This is a genomic window from Pseudomonas sp. S1_G07 (assembly GCF_054668565.1).
This window is the reverse complement of sequence record NZ_CP162778.1, coordinates 4,496,031-4,514,341: the sequence shown is the minus strand read 5'-3', so window position 1 is coordinate 4,514,341 and position 18,311 is coordinate 4,496,031. Positions and strand designations below refer to the sequence as shown.

Annotated in this window: 9 protein-coding genes and 1 pseudogene; 8 read left to right on the top strand and 2 right to left on the bottom strand. The window is 63.3% G+C overall.

The annotated features are described in order from the left end of the window. Position 1 precedes the first annotated feature (1 nt). The 4 genes and pseudogenes from AB4O05_RS20365 (at position 2) to uvrA (ending at position 8,820) form a co-directional block, all read left to right on the top strand. Positions 2-1,417: a Y-family DNA polymerase gene (locus tag AB4O05_RS20365; RefSeq protein WP_460135681.1), complete on the top strand. Its 1,416-nt coding sequence runs from the start codon at positions 2-4 to the stop codon at positions 1,415-1,417. Then, positions 1,393-4,485, top strand: a complete 3,093-nt coding sequence (locus AB4O05_RS20360; protein ID WP_460135682.1) for an error-prone DNA polymerase — start codon at positions 1,393-1,395, stop codon at positions 4,483-4,485. The genes AB4O05_RS20365 and AB4O05_RS20360 overlap by 25 nt, the downstream gene beginning before the upstream one ends. Positions 4,486-4,592: 107 nt before the next feature. Then, positions 4,593-6,298, top strand: a pseudogene (locus AB4O05_RS20355) (ATP-binding protein). A 2-nt stretch (positions 6,299-6,300) separates the two neighbouring features. Further along, entirely contained in the window at positions 6,301-8,820 is a 2,520-nt protein-coding gene (uvrA, locus tag AB4O05_RS20350; RefSeq protein ID WP_460135683.1) for an excinuclease ABC subunit UvrA, read from the top strand. 419 nt (positions 8,821-9,239) lie between these two features. On the opposite strand, the gene tkt is transcribed toward uvrA, so the two are convergent. After that, entirely contained in the window at positions 9,240-11,312 is a 2,073-nt protein-coding gene (gene tkt / locus AB4O05_RS20345; protein ID WP_460135684.1) for a transketolase, read from the bottom strand. 175 nt (positions 11,313-11,487) lie between these two features. On the opposite strand from tkt, the gene AB4O05_RS20340 reads away from it, so the two are divergent. After that, positions 11,488-11,715, top strand: coding sequence for a DUF465 domain-containing protein (locus AB4O05_RS20340; protein WP_460135685.1), 228 nt, complete (start codon positions 11,488-11,490; stop codon positions 11,713-11,715). Between the two features lie 136 nt (positions 11,716-11,851). On the opposite strand, the gene hglS is transcribed toward AB4O05_RS20340, so the two are convergent. After that, positions 11,852-13,228, bottom strand: a complete 1,377-nt coding sequence (gene hglS / locus AB4O05_RS20335) for a 2-oxoadipate dioxygenase/decarboxylase HglS (protein WP_460135686.1) — start codon at positions 13,226-13,228, stop codon at positions 11,852-11,854. A 287-nt stretch (positions 13,229-13,515) separates the two neighbouring features. On the opposite strand from hglS, the gene AB4O05_RS20330 reads away from it, so the two are divergent. From AB4O05_RS20330 to AB4O05_RS20320, 3 genes are all read left to right on the top strand, one after another. Continuing rightward, entirely contained in the window at positions 13,516-14,925 is a 1,410-nt protein-coding gene (locus AB4O05_RS20330; protein WP_460135687.1) for an OprD family outer membrane porin, read from the top strand. A 69-nt stretch (positions 14,926-14,994) separates the two neighbouring features. Further along, positions 14,995-17,637 carry an MGH1-like glycoside hydrolase domain-containing protein gene (locus AB4O05_RS20325; protein ID WP_460135688.1) on the top strand — a complete coding sequence of 881 codons (2,643 nt, stop codon included), beginning with the start codon at positions 14,995-14,997 and terminating at the stop codon, positions 17,635-17,637. 40 nt (positions 17,638-17,677) lie between these two features. Further along, complete coding sequence (locus tag AB4O05_RS20320) at positions 17,678-18,271, top strand: hypothetical protein (RefSeq protein ID WP_460135689.1); 594 nt, start codon at positions 17,678-17,680, stop codon at positions 18,269-18,271. Positions 18,272-18,311 lie beyond the last annotated feature (40 nt).

The following is an 18,311-nucleotide window of genomic DNA, read 5'->3' as shown; positions in this document are numbered from 1 at the left end:
CATGCGCTGGGTGTGTATCGTCTTCCCGCAATTGGCGCTGGATGGGGTGCAGCGTCTGCATCCCGATCCGGGCCAACCCCTTGCACTGCTGGCCGGCACGCCGCAGCGGCGCGTGTTGCAAACCGTCAACGATGCCGCCCGCGCCCTCGGCCTGCGCCCCGGTCAATCCCTGACGGCGGCGCATGCCCTGGCCAAGCGCTTTGCCAGCGCCGAATACGACCCCGTCGAGATTGAACGTTGGCAACAATTCCTGGCGGCCTGGGCCTATCGCTTCAGCTCCCAGGTCAGCGTGCATTACCCGCGTACCTTGTTGTTTGAAATCGAATCGAGCCTGGGGCTGTTCGGGCCCTGGCCACAGTTCGAAGCGCGCTTGCGCAAGGAATTGACCGAGCTGGGCTTTCGTCACCGTATCGTTGCCGCCCCCAACCCGGCGGCGGCGCGGGTGCTGGCCAACCTCTACGATGGCTTGGCCGTGGCCGATGATGACGCCTTGAGGCAGGCCCTCGCGCCGCTGCCCATCGACCGCGCGGGCCTGGAGCCACACGCCGCTACGGCATTATCGCGCATGGGCTTGCGCACCCTGGCCCAGGTGCAGGCCTTGCCCCGGCATACCCTGGCGCGGCGTTTCGAAGCCGGTTTGCTCAGGCACCTCGATGCGTTGAGCGGGCAGCGGCCGCTGGCGCTGGGGTTTTACCAGCCGCCGGAGCAGTTCGATGTACGCATCGAATTGAATTTCGACGTGCAATCCCACCAGGCCCTGCTGTTTCCCCTGCGCCGCCTGACTGGCGACCTGTCGGCCTTCCTGTGTGGCCGCGACAGTGGCGTGCAGCGTTTCGACCTGCACCTGGAACACGCCCAGGCGCCGGACAGCGTGATCAAGGTGGGCCTGCTGAGCGCCGAGCGTGAACCGGCGATGTTGTTCGAACTGGCTCGCGGGCGCCTGGAGCAGGTGCAAGTCACCTCCCCGGTGCGCGGCTTTCGCCTGGTGGCCCGGGACCTGCCGGTGTTTGTACCGCAGCGCCAGGACCTGTTCGACGACCGCCCGCAACAGAGCCTGCCATGGGAGCAACTGCGCGAGCGCCTGCGCGCCCGGCTGGGGGATGACGCGGTGCAGGGCCTGCGTTTTCATGCCGATCACCGTCCCGAATGTGCCTGGCAGGCAGCCACAGATAGTCGTGCCTGTCCGAGTTTGAGCACGCTGCGACGCCCCGGCTGGTTGCTCGACGAGCCCACGCTGCTGGCCGAGCAGGGCGTGCACATCCTCATGGGCCCGGAGCGCATTGAGTCCGGCTGGTGGGATGGCGCCGATATCCGCCGCGACTATTACCTCATCCAGACCCGCGCCGGCCAGCAAGGCTGGGCTTTCCGGACTGTGGGGCAAAGCGATGGGCTGTGGCTGCAAGGCTGGTTTGCATGAGCTACGCCGAGCTGCACTGCCTGTCCAACTTCAGCTTCCAGCGGGGGGCCTCCAGTGCGCTGGAGCTGTTCGAGCGCGCCAAGCGCCAGGGCTACAGCGCCTTGGCGATCACCGATGAATGCACCTTGTCGGGCATCGTGCGTGCCTGGCAGGCGGCGAAAGCGGTGGAGTTGCCGCTGATCATCGGCAGCGAAGTGCGCATCGAGAACGGCCCGAAACTGGTGCTGCTGGTGGAAAACCTCAGCGGCTACCAGCACCTGTGCCGCTTGATCACCGTGGCCCGGCGGCGTGCCGAAAAAGGCCGTTATCGCCTGCTGCAGGAAGACTTCGATCAACCGCTGCCCGGCCTGCTGGCGCTGTGGGTGGCGCACGACACCGACACCCAGGCCTCGATCCAATGGCTGCGCCGTACCTTCGCCGAACGCCTGTGGCTGGCGGTGCACCTGCATTGCGGCCAGGACGATGCGCACCACCTGGCGCAACGCCTGAGCCTGGCGGCCAGCCTGCAGATTCCAGCGGTGGCCTGTGGCGATGTGCACATGCACGCGCGCGGCCGCCGCGCCCTGCAAGACACCATGACCGCCATCCGCCATCATGTACCGGTGGCCGAGGCCGGCACGCGCCTGCACCCCAATGGCGAGCGGCATTTACGCAGCCTCGATGCCCTGGGCGCGTTGTACCCCCAAGGCCTGCTCGCCGAAACCCTGGCCATCGCCCGCCGTTGCACCTTCGACCTTGGCCAGTTGCGCTACCACTACCCACGGGAGCTGGTGCCCGAGGGGCATGACGCCACCTCCTGGCTGCGCAGCGTTACCGAGGAGGGCATCGCCCGGCGTTGGCCCCAGGGCGTCGATGCCAGGACGTTGCAGCAGATCCATGACGAGCTGGAGCTGATCGGCGAACTGGGCTACGAGAGCTATTTCCTCACGGTGCACGACATCGTGCGCTTTGCCCGCAGCCGCTCGATCCTGTGTCAGGGGCGCGGCTCGGCGGCCAACTCGGCGGTGTGTTTTGCCTTGGGCATCACCGAGATCGACCCGAGCCTGATGAACATGCTGTTCGAGCGCTTCCTGTCCAAGGAGCGCAACGAGCCACCGGATATCGACGTGGACTTCGAACACGAGCGCCGCGAAGAAGTGCTGCAGTACGTGTTCCAGCGCTACGGCCGCACGCGCGCGGCGCTGACGGCGGTGGTCAGCACTTACCATGCGGCCGGCGCGGTGCGTGATGTGGCCAAGGCCCTGGGTTTGCCGCCCGACCAGATCAATGCATTGGCCGACTGCTGCGGGCGCTGGAGTGACGACGCGCCGCCGCTGGAGCGCCTGCGCGAAGGCGGCTTCGACCCGCACAGCCCGGTCCTGCGCCGCGTGCTGATGCTGACCCGACAGTTGATCGGCTTTCCCCGTCACCTGTCCCAGCATCCGGGCGGGTTTGTGATTTCCGAATACCCGCTGGATACCTTGGTGCCGGTGGAAAATGCAGCCATGGCCGAGCGCACCATTATCCAGTGGGACAAGGACGACCTGGACGCGGTCGGCCTGCTCAAGGTGGACATCCTCGCCTTGGGCATGCTCAGTGCGATCCGCCGTTGCTTCGACCTGCTGCGCCGCCATCGCAACCGCGACCTGACCCTGGCCACGGTGCCCAAGGAAGACCCGGCCACCTACGCGATGATCAGCAAGGCCGACACCATCGGGGTGTTCCAGATCGAGTCGCGGGCGCAGATGGCGATGTTGCCCAGGCTGCGCCCGGAAAAATTCTATGACCTGGTGATCGAGGTCGCCATCGTGCGTCCCGGCCCGATCCAGGGTGGCATGGTGCATCCGTATCTGCGCCGGCGTAATAAAGAAGAACCCACCACCTATCCCTCGCCGGAATTGGAAACGGTGTTGAAACGCACCTTGGGCATCCCGTTGTTCCAGGAGCAGGTGATGCAGATCGCCATGGTTGCCGCCGATTACAGCCCCGGCGAGGCCGACCAGTTACGCCGTTCCATGGCGGCCTGGAAACGCCACGGCGGCCTCGAGCCGCATCAGCAGCGCCTGCGCGCCGGCATGCTCAAGAACGGCTACACCGAGGCGTTCGCCGCGCAGATTTTCGAGCAGATCAAGGGCTTCGGCAGTTATGGCTTCCCTGAATCCCACGCGGCCAGTTTCGCCTTGCTCACCTACGCCAGTTGCTGGCTCAAATGCCATGAGCCGGCGGCGTTCGCCTGTGCGCTGATCAACAGCTGGCCGATGGGGTTCTACAGCCCGGACCAGATTCTGCAGGATGCGCGGCGCCATCAGCTGCAGGTTCGCCCGGTGGATGTGCAGGCCAGTGACTGGGATTGCAGCCTGGAACCCATCGACGGCCAGCAACCGGCGATTCGCCTGGGCTTGCGCATGGTCTCGGGGTTTCGTGAAGAGGATGCACGGCGCATCGAGGCCGCGCGCCAGCGCCAGGCATTCACCGACCTTGCCGACCTGGACCGGCGCACCGGCCTGGATGCCCGCGCCCAGGCGTTGCTGGCGGATGCCGGTGCCTTGCACGCCCTGGCCGGCAACCGTCACCAGGCCCGCTGGGACGTGGCGGGCGTGCACACACAACTGGGGCTGTTTGCCGGCCTGCCCGGTCCCGATGAGGCCGGGGTGGCGCTGCCTGCGCCTACCGTCGGCGAGGACCTGTGCGCCGACTACGCCACGCTTGGCACCACCCTCGGCCCGCATCCGCTGGCATTGCTGCGCGATGAACTGCGCCAGCGACGCTGTCGCAGTTCCCGCGAACTGATGGCGGTGGAGCATGGGCGCACTGTCAGCGTCGCGGGCCTGGTCACCGGTCGGCAGCGGCCGGGCACCGCCAGCGGGGTGACCTTCGTGACCCTGGAGGACGAATTCGGCAATCTCAATGTGGTGGTCTGGCGTGACTTGGCCGAGCGCCAGCGCCAGGTGTTGGTGGGATCGCGCCTGCTCAAAGTGGACGGGCGCTGGGAGGCGGTCGGCGAAGTCAGGCACCTGATCGCCGGGCGCCTCACCGACCTGACGGCGCTGTTGGACGGCATTCATGTGCGCAGCCGGGATTTTCGTTGAGGCCGGTGGCTTCCCAAGTGATTCGCCCCTGGGTTATACAAGATGAAACCATCCGCACCTGGCGCGCTCCAAATTGCGACCGTCCTTTCTCTGCACAGAGCCGAACGATGCAATTTTTATCCAACTCCCACGGCTGTGAAGGCTGGGCCGGCGAAATGGCCCGGCGCATTCGTGCATTCGACTGGTCAACCACCGACCTGGGGCCTATCGATCAATGGTCCACCAGCCTGGCTTGTACCGTGCAAATGATGCTGGCCTCACCCGTACCGATGGTGATGCTCTGGGGACGAGCCGGGTACATGATCTACAACGACAGCTACTCGGCGTTTGCCGGGGGCGGCACCCGTACCTGCTCGGTACCCCGGTGGAACTGGGGTGGCCGGAAGTGGCCGATTTCAACCGCCAGGTGGTGGACACCTGCCTGGCCGGCGGCACCTTGTCGTTCAACAACAAGGACCTGGTGTTGCTGCGCAACGGCAACCCGGAAACGGTGTGGCTCGACCTGTACTACAGCCCCGTCGCCGGGGACAACCAGCAACCGGCCGGAGTGCTGGCGATCGTGGTGGAAACCACCGAGTTGGTGAACTCCGAACGGGTACGCCAGGAACTCACCCACAACCTGGAGCAGCGCGTGGCCGCCGAAGTGCAGGCACGTTCCGCCGCCGAAGAGCAGTTGCGCCAATCGCAAAAACTCGAGGCCATCGGCGGCCTCACCGGCGGCGTGGCCCACGACTTCAATAACCTGCTGCAAGTGATCTCCGGCAATTTGCACCTCTTGGCCCGCCACGAACCGGACAACCCCCAAGTGCAGCGCCGCGTCAGTGCCGCGATTGCCGCGGTGGACCGCGGTGCCAAGCTGTCGGCGCAACTGCTGGCCTTTGCCCGGCGTCAACCGTTGTCGCCGGCGGTGTACAACCCTCTGCGCATCTATGAAGGCCTGGGCGAACTGCTGCAGCGCGCCCTGGGTGAAACCATCCAAATCGATGTGCAATTGCCGCGCGATCCCTGGCGTATCCATGTGGACCGCAACCAGTTGGAAAACGCCTTGCTCAACCTGGCGATCAACGCCCGGGATGCCATGAACGGCGAGGGCGTGATTCGTATCACGGGCGATAACATCATCCTTAACCCCAACGATTGCATCGGCAAAAGCATCAGCCCCGGTGAGTACGTGCGCCTGGCGGTGCGCGACACCGGGACAGGCATGTCACCGACGGTCCAGGCGAAAGTGTTTGAGCCGTTCTTCACCACCAAGCGCGACGGCCATGGCACCGGCCTGGGCTTGAGCATGGTGTTCGGTTTTGTCCGGCAAAGCGGTGGCCATGTCGAGGTCAGCAGTGAAGAAGGCAAGGGCACCCTGGTGCAGTTGTATTTTCCGCGCAGCCTGGGCGAAGAATGCCCGGAAGCGTTGGCCGAGGCTCCCGTATCCATGGGCGGCCAGGAAACGATCCTGGTGGTTGAAGACAATGAAGGCGTGCGCCTGACCGTGGTGGAAGTGCTCGAGCAATTGGGCTACACGGTGATCACGGCCGACGATGGTGAGCAAGCCATGCTCAAGTTGCAAAGCGGCCTGCGACCCGAACTGATTTTCACCGACGTGGTGATGCCGGGTCGGATCAAAAGCACCGACCTGGCCGACTGGGCCCGGGTACAAGTACCTGCCGTGCCGGTGCTGTTTACCTCCGGCCACACCCGCGACATCCTTTCCAGCAACCACCTGCTGGGGCCCGACATTCACCTGCTGAGCAAACCCTACAGCCCCGAAGCCCTCACGCAACGGGTGCGCAGCGTCCTCACCGCAAGACAAGGTTGACCATGACCTCACAGCGCAACATCCCCTCCATCACGGCCCAACGCCCTGGCTTCGTGCGGGTGCGTGGCGCCCGCGAACACAACCTGCGCAACGTCGATGTCGATATTCCCCGGGATGCCCTGGTGGTGTTTACCGGTGTGTCCGGCTCGGGCAAATCGTCCCTGGCGTTTTCCACGGTATATGCCGAGGCCCAGCGCCGTTATTTCGAATCGGTGGCGCCCTATGCGCGGCGTCTGATTGACCAGGTTGGCGTGCCGGATGTGGACAGCATCGAAGGCCTGCCGCCCGCCGTGGCCCTGCAACAGCAGCGCGGAACACCGAGTGCGCGTTCTTCGGTCGGCAGCGTGACCACTTTGTCCAGCCTGATCCGCATGCTTTACTCCCGCGCCGGCAGCTACCCGGCGGGGCAGGCGATGCTGTATGCCGAGGATTTTTCGCCGAACCTGCCCCAGGGGGCGTGCCCGCAATGCCATGGCCTGGGGCGTGTGTATGAGGTGACCGAAGCGTTGATGGTGCCTGACCCGGCATTGACCATCCGCCAGCGCGCCGTCGCGTCCTGGCCGTTGGCGTGGCAGGGCCAGAACCTGCGCGACATCCTCGTGACCCTGGGCTATGACGTCGACATTCCATGGCGCGACTTGCCGAAAAAACAGCGCGACTGGATCCTGTTCACTGAAGAAACCCCCACCGTACCGGTATACGCCGGCTTCACGCCGGAGCAGACCCGCGAGGCGTTGAAACGCAAGCTGGAGCCGAGTTACCAGGGCACGTTCAGCGGCGCGCGGCGCTATATCCTGCACACCTTCGCCCACACGCAGAGCGCGCTGATGAAGAAGCGCGTCTCGCAGTTCATGCAGGGCAGCACCTGCCCGTTGTGTGAAGGCAAACGCCTGACCAGGGCGGCGCTGTCGGTGAAGTTTGCCGGGGTGGATATCGGCGAGCTGTCGCAGCTGTCGTTGGCGCAACTGGCCGAGCTATTGCGGCCGGTGGCGGCGGGACAGGACAGGATGAAATTGTCGGTGGAGAAACGCCTGGCCGCCCAGCGTATCGCCGAGGATCTGCTTGAGCGTGTCAGCACTCTGATCGAATTGGGCCTGGGCTATTTGTCCCTGGAGCGCAGCACGCCGACCTTGTCGTCCGGTGAGTTGCAGCGCTTGCGCCTGGCCACGCAATTGGGCTCACAGCTGTTCGGAGTGATCTACGTGCTGGACGAGCCTTCGGCGGGTTTGCACCCGGCGGACGGCGAAGCGTTGTTCACCGCGCTCGAGCGGTTGAAAGCCGCCGGCAACTCGCTGTTCGTGGTGGAACATGACCTGGAAACCATGCGCCGCGCCGACTGGCTGATCGACGTGGGCCCGGCCGCCGGCGAGCATGGTGGGCAAGTGCTGTACAGCGGGCCGCCGGCGGGGCTGGCGCACGTACCGGCCTCGCAGACGCGTGAATATCTGTTCGCGCCGTCCCGCCCGGCGGCCCAGGCTCGCCGCGAGCCGCGTGCCTGGTTGGCGCTGGAAGGCGTGACCCGCAACAACCTCAAGGACCTGAGCGTGGCCTTCCCGTTGGGTTGCTTCACGGCGGTGACGGGGATCTCGGGCTCGGGCAAGTCCAGCCTGGTCAGCCAGGCGTTGCTGGAACTGGTGGGCAGCGGCCTCGGACGTCTGCTGGAAAACGACGAGGAGCCGAACCTGGAAGACGACGCGCCGCAAACCAGCAGCGGGCGCATCAGCGCGGGCCTGGAGCAGATTCGCCGCCTGGTGCAGGTGGACCAGAAGCCCATCGGCCGCACCCCACGCTCCAACCTGGCGACGTACACCGGGCTGTTCGACAACGTGCGCAAACTGTTCGCCGCCACCCCGGCCGCGCGCAAACGCCATTACGATGCCGGGCGGTTCTCCTTCAACGTCGCCAAGGGCCGTTGCCCTGACTGTGAGGGGGAAGGTTTTGTCAGCGTCGAGCTGTTGTTCATGCCCAGCGTGTACGCACCGTGCCCGACGTGCCATGGCGCGCGCTACAACCCCGAGACCCTGGCGATCAAATGGCAAGGCTTGAGCATCGCCGAGGTGCTGGGGCTGACGGTGGAACAAGCGGTTGACGTGTTTGCCGACCAGCCAGGGGTGCTGCGCTCACTGCACGTACTGCGCGATATCGGCCTGGGTTACCTGCGCCTGGGCCAACCGGCCACGGAACTGTCCGGCGGCGAGGCGCAGCGCATCAAACTGGCCACCGAGCTGCAACGCAATGCGCGAGGCGCAACCTTGTATGTGCTGGATGAGCCCACGACAGGCTTGCACCCACGGGATGTGGATCGCCTGCTCCGCCAACTGAACCAGTTGGTGGACGCGGGGCATACCGTGGTGGTGGTCGAACATGAAATGCGCGTGGTCGCCCAGAGTGACTGGGTGATCGACATCGGGCCGGGGGCAGGGGACCTGGGCGGCCAGGTAGTCGCCAGTGGCATCCCGCAGAAAGTGGCCAAAAGCAAGAAAAGCCGCACTGCACCGTTCCTGGCCCGAGAACTGATCTGAAAAACACTCAGGTTTAGAGCAGGCTTGCCACAAAGGTCGCGTTTGCTGCGCGACAGCGCTACGTCGAAGAGACTGATTTTAAAGGGCTGAAATTTCACTCTGAATTCTTGAGCCTTACATGGCCATTTCAGTCGACCGAATTTTTTGTGGCGAGCGGGCTTGTCGCACCGCCCGCGTTGGGCTGCGCAGCAGCCCCAGAACCAGGCGCTGAGGCGTGCCTGATACACCGCACTCGTCTTCATCAGGGGGCGCTTCGCACCCCAACGCGGGACAAGCCCGCTCGCCACAGAGGGCCCGTTTTACCGCGTGATAGCGCTACGTATAAAGGGCTGAAATTTCATCCTGAAGTCTTGAGCCTTGCCTAGCCATTTCAGTCGACCGAATTTTTTGTGGCGAGCGGGCTTCTCACTACACTGCCCCTATCGTGCTCCGCGTTCAGCCAGCTGAATTTGTTGCTTGGCCAGCTTCACCACATTCTCCACTGTGAACCCGAACTTCTCCTGCAACTTCGCCAAGGGCGCCGACGCGCCAAAGCTGTTCATCACCACCTTGGCCCCGGTCTGCCCGACGTACCGGTCCCAGCCCAGGGGGCCGGCCTGTTCCACCACCACCCGCGCCTTCACCGTCGGTGGCAGTACGCTGTCGCGGTAGGCCTGATCCTGCTCTTCAAACAACTCCCAGCTGGGCATCGACACGACCTGCGCGGCAATCCCTTCACTTTGGAGCTGTTCGTAGGCCGCCACCACCAGGCTGACCTCACTGCCGGTGCCGAGCAGCAGGACCTGCGGCTCATCGGCCCTCGCCAACACGTAAGCACCTTTGGCAGCCCCGGAGGCGGCGGCGTACTTCGTGCGGTCCAGCGTCGGCAGCGGCTGGCGCGACAGCACCACGCAACTGGGTCGGCGGGTCTGGGCCAATGCCACCTTCCACAGCTCGCGCGTTTCATTGGCATCGCCTGGGCGCAGGGTCAGTAACCCCGGTGTGGCGCGCAGTTGGGTCAGGTGCTCGATAGGCTGGTGCGTCGGGCCGTCCTCACCCACGCCGATCGAGTCGTGGGTGAACACGAACACCACCGGCAATTCCATGATCGCCGCCAGGCGGATCGGCGGTTTCATATAGTCGCTGAACACCAGGAAGGTCGAGGTGTACGGCCGCAGGTAAGACAGCGCCATGCCATTGGCAATCGCGCCCATGGCATGTTCGCGGATGCCGAAGTGCAGGTTGCGGCCGCTGTAGTCGTCCGCGCTGAAACGCCCGGCGCCGTCGAAGGTCAGGTTGGTTTTGGTCGACGGCGACAAGTCCGCCGAGCCCCCCAGCAGCCAGGGGATGTGCGCGGCGAAGGCATTCAGCACGGCGCCGCCGGCGGCACGGCTGGCGACACCTTTGGCATCCGTGTCGAACCGTGGCAAATCGTCCTGCCAGTGCTGCGGCATTTCGCCGGCGCGCATGCGCTGAAGTTCATCGGCCCGTTCGGGGGCGTCTTGTTCAAGTTGCGAAAGCTGTTGGTTCCATTGGTCATACAGCGGCTGGCTGCGTTCCAGCAGCGCCTCGCGCAAGACCGTGCGCACCTCGTCGGGCACCAGGAAGCTGGAGTCTTCGGGCCAGCCATACGCGGCCTTGGTCAGGCGAATTTCCTCGTCGCCCAACGGCTCGCCATGGGCGGCGGCGGTGTTGTGTTTGTGCGGCGAGCCGTAGCCGATCACGCTGTCGACCACGATCAGGGTCGGCGCGCCGGTATTGCGCTGGAAGGTCTCCAGCGCGGTACTCAAGGCGTGCAGGTCGTTGGCATCGGTGACGTGCAAGGTGTGCCAGCCATACGCCTGGAACCGCTTGATCACGTCTTCGCTGAAGGCCAGTTCGGTGTGGCCTTCGATGCTGATGGTGTTGTTGTCGTAGATCCAGCACAGGTTATCCAGCTTCAGGTGCCCGGCCATGGACGCCGCTTCGCTGCTGATGCCTTCCATCATGTCGCCGTCGCCGCACAGGGTGTAGACGTTGTAGTCGAACAGCACCTGGCCGTCGCGGTTGAAGCGTGTGGCCAGCCAACGCTCGGCCATGGCCATGCCGACACTGTTGGCGCAGCCCTGGCCGAGCGGGCCGGTGGTGGTCTCCACGCCGGTGGTCATGCGGTATTCCGGATGCCCGGGGGTTTTCGAGTCGGCCTGGCGGAACTGCTTGATATCGTCCAGGCTGATCGCCGGCTGCCCGCTGCGTTTGCCATGGGCATCGATCTCCACCACACCGGCCAGGTGCAGCAGCGAATACAGCAGCATCGACGCATGCCCTACCGACAACACGAAACGGTCCCGGCCAGGCCAGTCGGGGTGGTCCGGGTGATAGCGCAGGAACCGGCTCCACAGCGTGTACCCCACCGGCGCCAAGCCCATGGGCGTGCCCGGATGGCCGGAATTGGCCTTCTGCACGGCATCCATGGCCAGGGTGCGCAGGGTGTTGATGCATTGCGTGTCGACAGCAGTGGCGGCATGAGTCATGAAACCGGTCTCCCTCGGGTGGCGATCTAGTGTGGAGGGCAGGGCGCGGCAAAGGTTTGATCCCATCGACCGCGCCGCGACGAACGGGGATGTATTGAGCGCAAACATGACAAGACCCCGTGCAATGGTCTAGCTTCAAGGGCGTAAGCCATTGAACAACTTGCGGAGGTACGCCATGCCAGTGAAACACGACCTGTATCAGGACTTGGGGTTGAGCAAGGACGACGTTCATAAACGCAGGGCGAATGATGACCGGCTTGATTCGCTGCTCGCTCAATATGATATGGCTGATAAACAGGTACTGGAGGCCGAGTCACGCAAGGCCGACGATAAGGAGGTGGAGGTGTTGAAGAAAAAACGCCTGTTGGTCAAAGACGAAATCGCCGGTCGATTGGGGGCTTGAAGCCGGCGCACTGTTTATTCGGATTTGCCTGAGGGACACCGTTGGGAACCGTTCCTTATGATGCCCACCGCCCACCCGGCTCCGGGGACTGTTGCAGCGCAAGGACTGCGCTGGTGAGCCGGGCGGGCGCCTGATTTCAGGTCAGCAGCGCCTGGGTGCTTTCATCGATGGAGCGCTGCTGCGTTTGGCCATACAGCTTCAACTCATCCAGCGTCTGGCGTCCCAGCGCTTTCTCGAATTCGCCCTGGTTCGAATGGGCCGCGTAGTGGCTCTGGGCCGTGTCACCCAGGTTCGACTGAAAAATCCCCGCCGCGCTCACCGGCAGAAAATCCTCATACACCAACGGCTCCACATCGATATGGCCGGCGTCGATCAGCGCCTCCAACGTGCGCGGTTGGTCGGCGTGGCCGCGCGCCGCCAGGCCTTTGTCGGTGGCGAAGTAGCGGAAGTAGGCCAGGCCTTGTTCACGCATCCGCGCGTAGCTATCGGGGAAGGCCTGGAAGTGCTGTTCCATCAGTTGCATGTAACGTGCGGCATTCGCTTCGTTGGGGGCCGCGCCCAGTTCATCGCGGGCGGCGTTCAACAGTTGGTCGTACAACGCACGGCCCTTGGGCGTGAGCGCGACGCCGCGTTGTTCGATTTCGCCGAAGCGCGCGCTGTGGCTGCCTTGGGCGTCGGTGAAAGCGATGGCTTCGTCGAGCGCCTTGAAGCTGGTCTGGCGCAGCAGGATCGGGCAACGGCGGCGCGGCGGGCCTTCGATGACGGCTTTGGGAGTGATGCCTTTGCCGGGCATGGCGGCCTGCACCTGGTCGATGTCCAGGGTGCGTGGGGTGAGATGGTTGATATGCGGGCCCTTGAAGGCCACCACATCGGCGATCAGGCGGTGTTGTTCGCTGAGCTGGCGGTACTGCGCGGCGGTGACGGTGGCGGTGTGGTGCCAGCGAAAGGTTTCCAGGGCCTGGCGGATAAACGCGTCGGCATCGTCAGCGTCGAGGCCGCCGTCTTTCTCCGCTTGTTCGATCAGCGCCAGGGCGCGCGGGGTGAAGATCGAGCGCTTGGCCAGGGCGGTTTCGGCGAAGGCGCGCAGCTCGGGGTTCTCGATCAATTCCAGGCGCAGCAACGAGGTGAACACGCGAAACGGGCTGGTTTGCAGTGCGTGTTCATGCACCGCGCGAAACGCCGTGGAGTGCACTGGCACGCCCGCAGGAGTGAGGTCGTAGTAGCCCACCGGCTGCATGCCCATCACCGCGAACAGGCGGCGGATGGTGGCCAGTTCCGCAGCCGTTCCCAGGCGGATGGCGCCGTGGCGTTCCATGCCCAGGCGCTGGGTTTCGCCAGTGCGTTGCAGTTGCTGCGCCAGGTCCGGTTCGGTGGCGAGCACACGGGCATTGGTCTCGGCCACCAGCTCCATCAATGCGCCATACAGGGGAACTTCATCTCGGTACATATCGGACATGGCCTTGGAAAAGCCCTTGCGGATCTCATCGGGGCTGACATGTGCGCGGGTGTGCATAGAAAAATTCCTGATCACAGTGGAGAGGGGCGAGCCTGTGCCTGGATTTTGTTGGGGTGGAGAGGGGGGCGCAAACGAAGAATCCTCTGGACTTCATTCTGCAAAAGAATGAGATGACGTGAATATGACAAAAAATCTGCGCAAGAAAATTTCATTTTCACCGCGCTTTTCTAAAAAAACCTTCACGAGGTGCGCGCTGGGCGGCATGAAAGAATCGCCACGCTTGCAAAGTCGACAATTAGTTTGCACGCCAACCACGATAAAGAAACATTCAGGGGCCGCAGTTAATGAAAATTTCTACACTGGCGTTATCCATCACCGCCGCTGTGCTTGCACACCACGCATGCGCTGATGACTTCGGGCTGGGTGCGCTGGGCACGGGCAACGGTCACAGCGGCTTTCTCGAAGACAGCCATGCGTCTGTCAGTTCGCGAAGCATGTACTACAGCGCGGATAACCGTTCGGGGACCAACAACGACCTGCGCGAAGCGGCGACAGCGCTGCGTCTGGACTACAAGTCCGGTTTCACCCAGGGCACCGTCGGCCTGGGGTTTGACGTCATGGCCTTCGGCGCCTTGCGCCTGGACGGTGGCGATGGCCATGCTGCGGGCCCGGGCCTGTCGGGTAACGGCAACAGCTTCTTCCCGACCAAGAACAACGGCACCGAGCCTGCTGATTCCTTCGGGCGTGCCGCGGGCAATGTGAAGTTCCGTATTTCCCAGACCGAGTTGCACGTCGGCGGTGGCTTGGCGCCGGTCCTGCCGATCCTGATGACCAACGACAGCCGCGTTGCGCCGCAAACCTTTGACGGCGGCATCCTTACCTCCAACGATATTCCCAACGTCACCTTCACCGGCGGCGAGCTGAACCGCGCCGAAGGCCGTGCCTCCAGCAACGCCACCGGCTTGAGCGTGGCGGGTGGTACGCGTGACAGCGACAGCTTCAAGTTCGGTGGTGTGGACTACAAACCGTTTGGTTCTTCCGACAACGCCATCGCGAAAAACCTGACACTGCAGTACTACTACGCCCAACTGCAAGACTTCTACAAACAGAACTACTTCGGCCTGGTCCACGTATTGCCGCTGGGCAATGACCAGTCGTTCAAGACCGACCTGCGCTACTTCGACAGCAGCAGCGACGGCAAGAACGGCCAGAGCGGCTACCAGTTCAACAACAACGGTGGCTACGCCCGGCACGCCAACGAAGTCGACAACAAAACCTACAGTGCCGCCTTCACTTACCAACTGGGCGGCAGCAGCTTGACGCTCGGCCACATCGGCGTGGGTGACGACGGCGGCTTTGTGTGGGTCAACCAGGGCAGCCTGGCCGACCCGAACGCACAAGGTGCCGGTGGCAGCGACTTCTACCTGTTCAGCAACGCGGTGGTTGGCCAGTTCTCCCGCGCGGGCGAGCAGGTCAACTTTGGCCAGTACGCGTATGACTTCAAGGCTTATGTGCCTGGCTTGAAAGCTTCCATTGCTTACCTGGACGGTTCGGATATCAAGTCCAAGGTAGCCGGTGGTCCTGACCAGAAAGAAAACGAAGCCGACTTCCGTCTGGACTACGTCGTGCAGGCCGGCCCTCTGAAAGGCTTTGGCACCACCCTGCGGACCGGGACCTATCACGGCAAGAACACTGGTACCGCAGACCAGGACCAAACTCGCCTGATCTTCAACTACACCTACGCCATCTTCTAAGTCTTCATGTGCATACGGGCGTGGATGGGCTTTACACTGATTCTCACGTTGTAGTCGACGGAGAACCCAATGACGGTCACGCCCGCCCCCCGGATGCTTGAGACCCTTGAAGGCCAACGCCTGGCATCGCAGGATGCCGGGCGTTGGCGCGAGTGGGGCCCGTATTTAAGCGAGCGCCAATGGGGCACGGTGCGCGAAGACTACAGCGCCGATGGCGACGCCTGGGCCTACTTCCCCCATGAGCACGCCCGCAGCCGCGCCTACCGTTGGGGCGAGGACGGCCTGGCCGGTTTCAGTGACAAAGCGCAACGCTGGTGCCTGGGCCTGGCGCTGTGGAACGAGCGTGACGCGATCCTCAAGGAGCGCCTGTTCGGCCTGAACAACGCCGAGGGCAACCACGGCGAAGACGTCAAGGAACTGTATTTTTTCGTCGACGGCGTACCCAGCCACGCCTACATGCGCATGCTCTACAAATACCCCCACGCGGCTTTTCCCTACGACGACCTGATCACCGAGAACGCCCGGCGAGGCTTGAGCGATGCCGAGTATGAAATCCTCGATACCGGCGTGTTTGAAGACAACCGCTATTGCGATGTCAGTGTCGAATACGCCAAGCATCAGCCAGACGATATTTTCATGCGCGTCACCGTGCATAACCGTTCGACCCAGCCCACGCGCCTGCAGGTGCTGCCCCAGGTGTGGGCCCGCAATGACTGGAGCTGGACGTTCAATGCGCCAAAGCCGACGTTGACGCTGGACGGCGACCGCGTGCTGGCCCGTCATCATGAGCTCAATGATCGATATCTCAGTGCCTGGGGCCAGGACGGGCTGGAGTGGCTGTTCTGCGAAAACCAAACCAACCTCCCGCGGCTGGACGGGACCCCGGCGCCGGGACCGTTCAAGGACGGCATCAACGATTATGTGGTGCATGGGCAAGAAGCCGCGATTCGCCGCGACAGCGGCACCAAGGTGGCTGCCCGCTTTATCCTTGAGTTGGCGGGCCTTGAAAGCCAGACCCTTTACCTGCGTTTTGCGCCCCTGCACGCCCCCGCGGTCAACGCGCGCAAGCTGTTCGAGCGGCGCCGCGAGGAGGCCGACGCGTTCTACGCCGCCTTGCAACAGGGTATGGCCGATGAAGACGCGCGCAACGTGCAGCGTCAGGCTCTGGCCGGCTTGCTGTGGTCCAAGCAGCTCTATTATTTCGACGTCAACCAATGGCTCGACGGCGACCCGGCCCAGCCCGCGCCGCCGCCCGAGCGCCTGCACATTCGCAACACCCATTGGCGGCACCTGTCCAACTTCGACATCCTCTCCATGCCCGACACCTGGGAATACCCGTGGTACGCCTCATGGGACCAGGGTTTCCAGGCGGTGGCGATGGCGCTGATCGATCCGGGTTACGCCAAGCAACAACTGTTACTGTTGGTGAAGGATCGTTTCATGCACCCCAACGGCCAGTTGCCGGCCTATGAATGGCGTTTCGACGATGCCAACCCTCCGGTGCATGCCTGGGCCAGTTGGCGTGTGTATCAGCAGGACAAGGCGCTGACCGGCGTAGGCGACATGGATTTTCTGGAGCGGATCTTTCACAAGCTGCTGCTGAATTTTTCCTGGTGGGTCAACCGCAAGGACGCCGAGGGCCGCAACCTGTTCCAGGGTGGTTTCCTGGGGCTGGACAACATCGCCTTGTTTGATCGCTCGTCCGCGTTGCCGCCGGGTTATCAGTTGGATCAGGCCGACGGCACGGCGTGGGTGGCCGCATATGCCCTGGACCTGATGCGCATCGCCTTGGAGTTGGCCAAGCGCAACGGCGTGTACGTGGACATTGCGGTGAAGTTTTTCGAGCATTTCCTGTATATCGCCGGCGCCATCAACCGTGTCGACGACAGCGCCGAAGGGTTGTGGGACGAGCAGGACCTGTTCTTCTACGACGTGCTGCACCGCCCCGACGGCCAGAACGAACCGGTGCGCCTGCGTTCCATTGTCGGGCTGATGCCGTTGTTTGCCGTGCTGGTGCTGGAACAGCGCGAGCATGAAAGCTTGGAGGGCCTGCGTGAGCGCCTGCTGGGCTTCATGCATCACCGGCCCGACCTGGCCAAATTGGTCTCGCGCTGGAACGAGCCGGGGCAGGGCAACCGCCTGTTGCTGGCGTTACTGCGCGGTGAGCGCACCAAGGACCTGCTGCGGCGCATGCTCGATGAAAACGAGTTTCTCTCGGCGTTTGGCGTGCGCTCCCTGTCCAAGGCCTTTGCCGAGCAGCCTCTGGCGTTGAAGATGAATGGCGACACATTGAGCGCGCGTTACCAGCCGGGTGAATCCGATTCGCGGCTCTATGGCGGCAACTCGAATTGGCGGGGGCCGTTGTGGATGCCGGTGAATTACATGCTGATCGAATCGTTGCGTGAGTTTCATCGTTATTACGCGGATAACTTCTCGGTGGAGTATCCGACGGGCAGCGGTTATCTGGCTTCTCTGGAGGAAGTGGCCGACAGCCTCAGTCAGCGCCTGACCGGATTGTTTTTAAGGGATGAGGATGGCCTGCGACCATCGATGGCGGGGTATGCGCAGTTGGAGGCGGACCCGGCCAGTCGTGATCTGGTGTTGTTCCATGAATATTTTCATGGCGAGACCGGGCGTGGGTTGGGGGCTTCGCACCAGACGGGGTGGAGCGCGTTGGTGGCGTTGTTATTGAGTGTTCCTCCAAACGCTTGAATCGGGTAAATTCGCTCCCCCCCAAACAAGGATGTGCACAATGGCGAATGTTATCGCACGGTTCAGCAACGCGAGCCTGCTGGGTGCATTGCTGATCACCACCAGTCTGGTCATCACGGCCCTGTATTCCCGGGAAAGCGCTGCGGGGCCCCTGATGATGCATTGCAGCAACTGCGAGGAAGGTGACGACACCTTTGACGCGACGAAATGGTTCAGCAGCGGCATGTACCGTCTTGAAACGGACATTGTGCCCAACCCGATGCGCTCGATGACTCGCACTCATCCGGTGGTCTTCACGGCCAAGGACAATGACAAACTGGTAGAGGCCGCGCTACGCGGGATCAACAATGTCGACTCATCCCTCGACACTCGCACGTTTGAATCACAGTGGCCCGTGTTGACGGGCCGCGTGCGTTACACCTACAGCTATTTTGTGATTCCTGACGAACCCAAGGACCTTTACGACATGTACTTGCAAGTGGGCAAGCACAAGCTGGTGATCATGATCGGGCTGGACGTCAATACCGGTGAAATCATGGCCGAGTACGAAGGGCGTGTGATTCGTGAGAACGATGGCAATGACCCGGCGTACATGGACACCTTTGAACAGATGGATAACGCCGGCACCCGTTGATCGGGAGGTCGGCGCAACGAGAAATCCCGCCGGGAGGCGG

Bases quoted from the DNA above. Each gene is read 5' to 3' on its own strand.
- AB4O05_RS20365 (WP_460135681.1), top strand. From the start codon at position 2: ATGCGCTGGGTGTGTATCGTCTTCCCGCAATTGGCGCTGGATGGGGTG.
- uvrA (WP_460135683.1), top strand. From the start codon at position 6,301: ATGACCTCACAGCGCAACATCCCCTCCATCACGGCCCAACGCCCTGGC.
- tkt (WP_460135684.1), bottom strand. From the start codon at position 11,312: ATGACTCATGCCGCCACTGCTGTCGACACGCAATGCATCAACACCCTG.
- AB4O05_RS20340 (WP_460135685.1), top strand. From the start codon at position 11,488: ATGCCAGTGAAACACGACCTGTATCAGGACTTGGGGTTGAGCAAGGAC.
- hglS (WP_460135686.1), bottom strand. From the start codon at position 13,228: ATGCACACCCGCGCACATGTCAGCCCCGATGAGATCCGCAAGGGCTTT.
- AB4O05_RS20330 (WP_460135687.1), top strand. From the start codon at position 13,516: ATGAAAATTTCTACACTGGCGTTATCCATCACCGCCGCTGTGCTTGCA.
- AB4O05_RS20325 (WP_460135688.1), top strand. From the start codon at position 14,995: ATGACGGTCACGCCCGCCCCCCGGATGCTTGAGACCCTTGAAGGCCAA.
- AB4O05_RS20320 (WP_460135689.1), top strand. From the start codon at position 17,678: ATGGCGAATGTTATCGCACGGTTCAGCAACGCGAGCCTGCTGGGTGCA.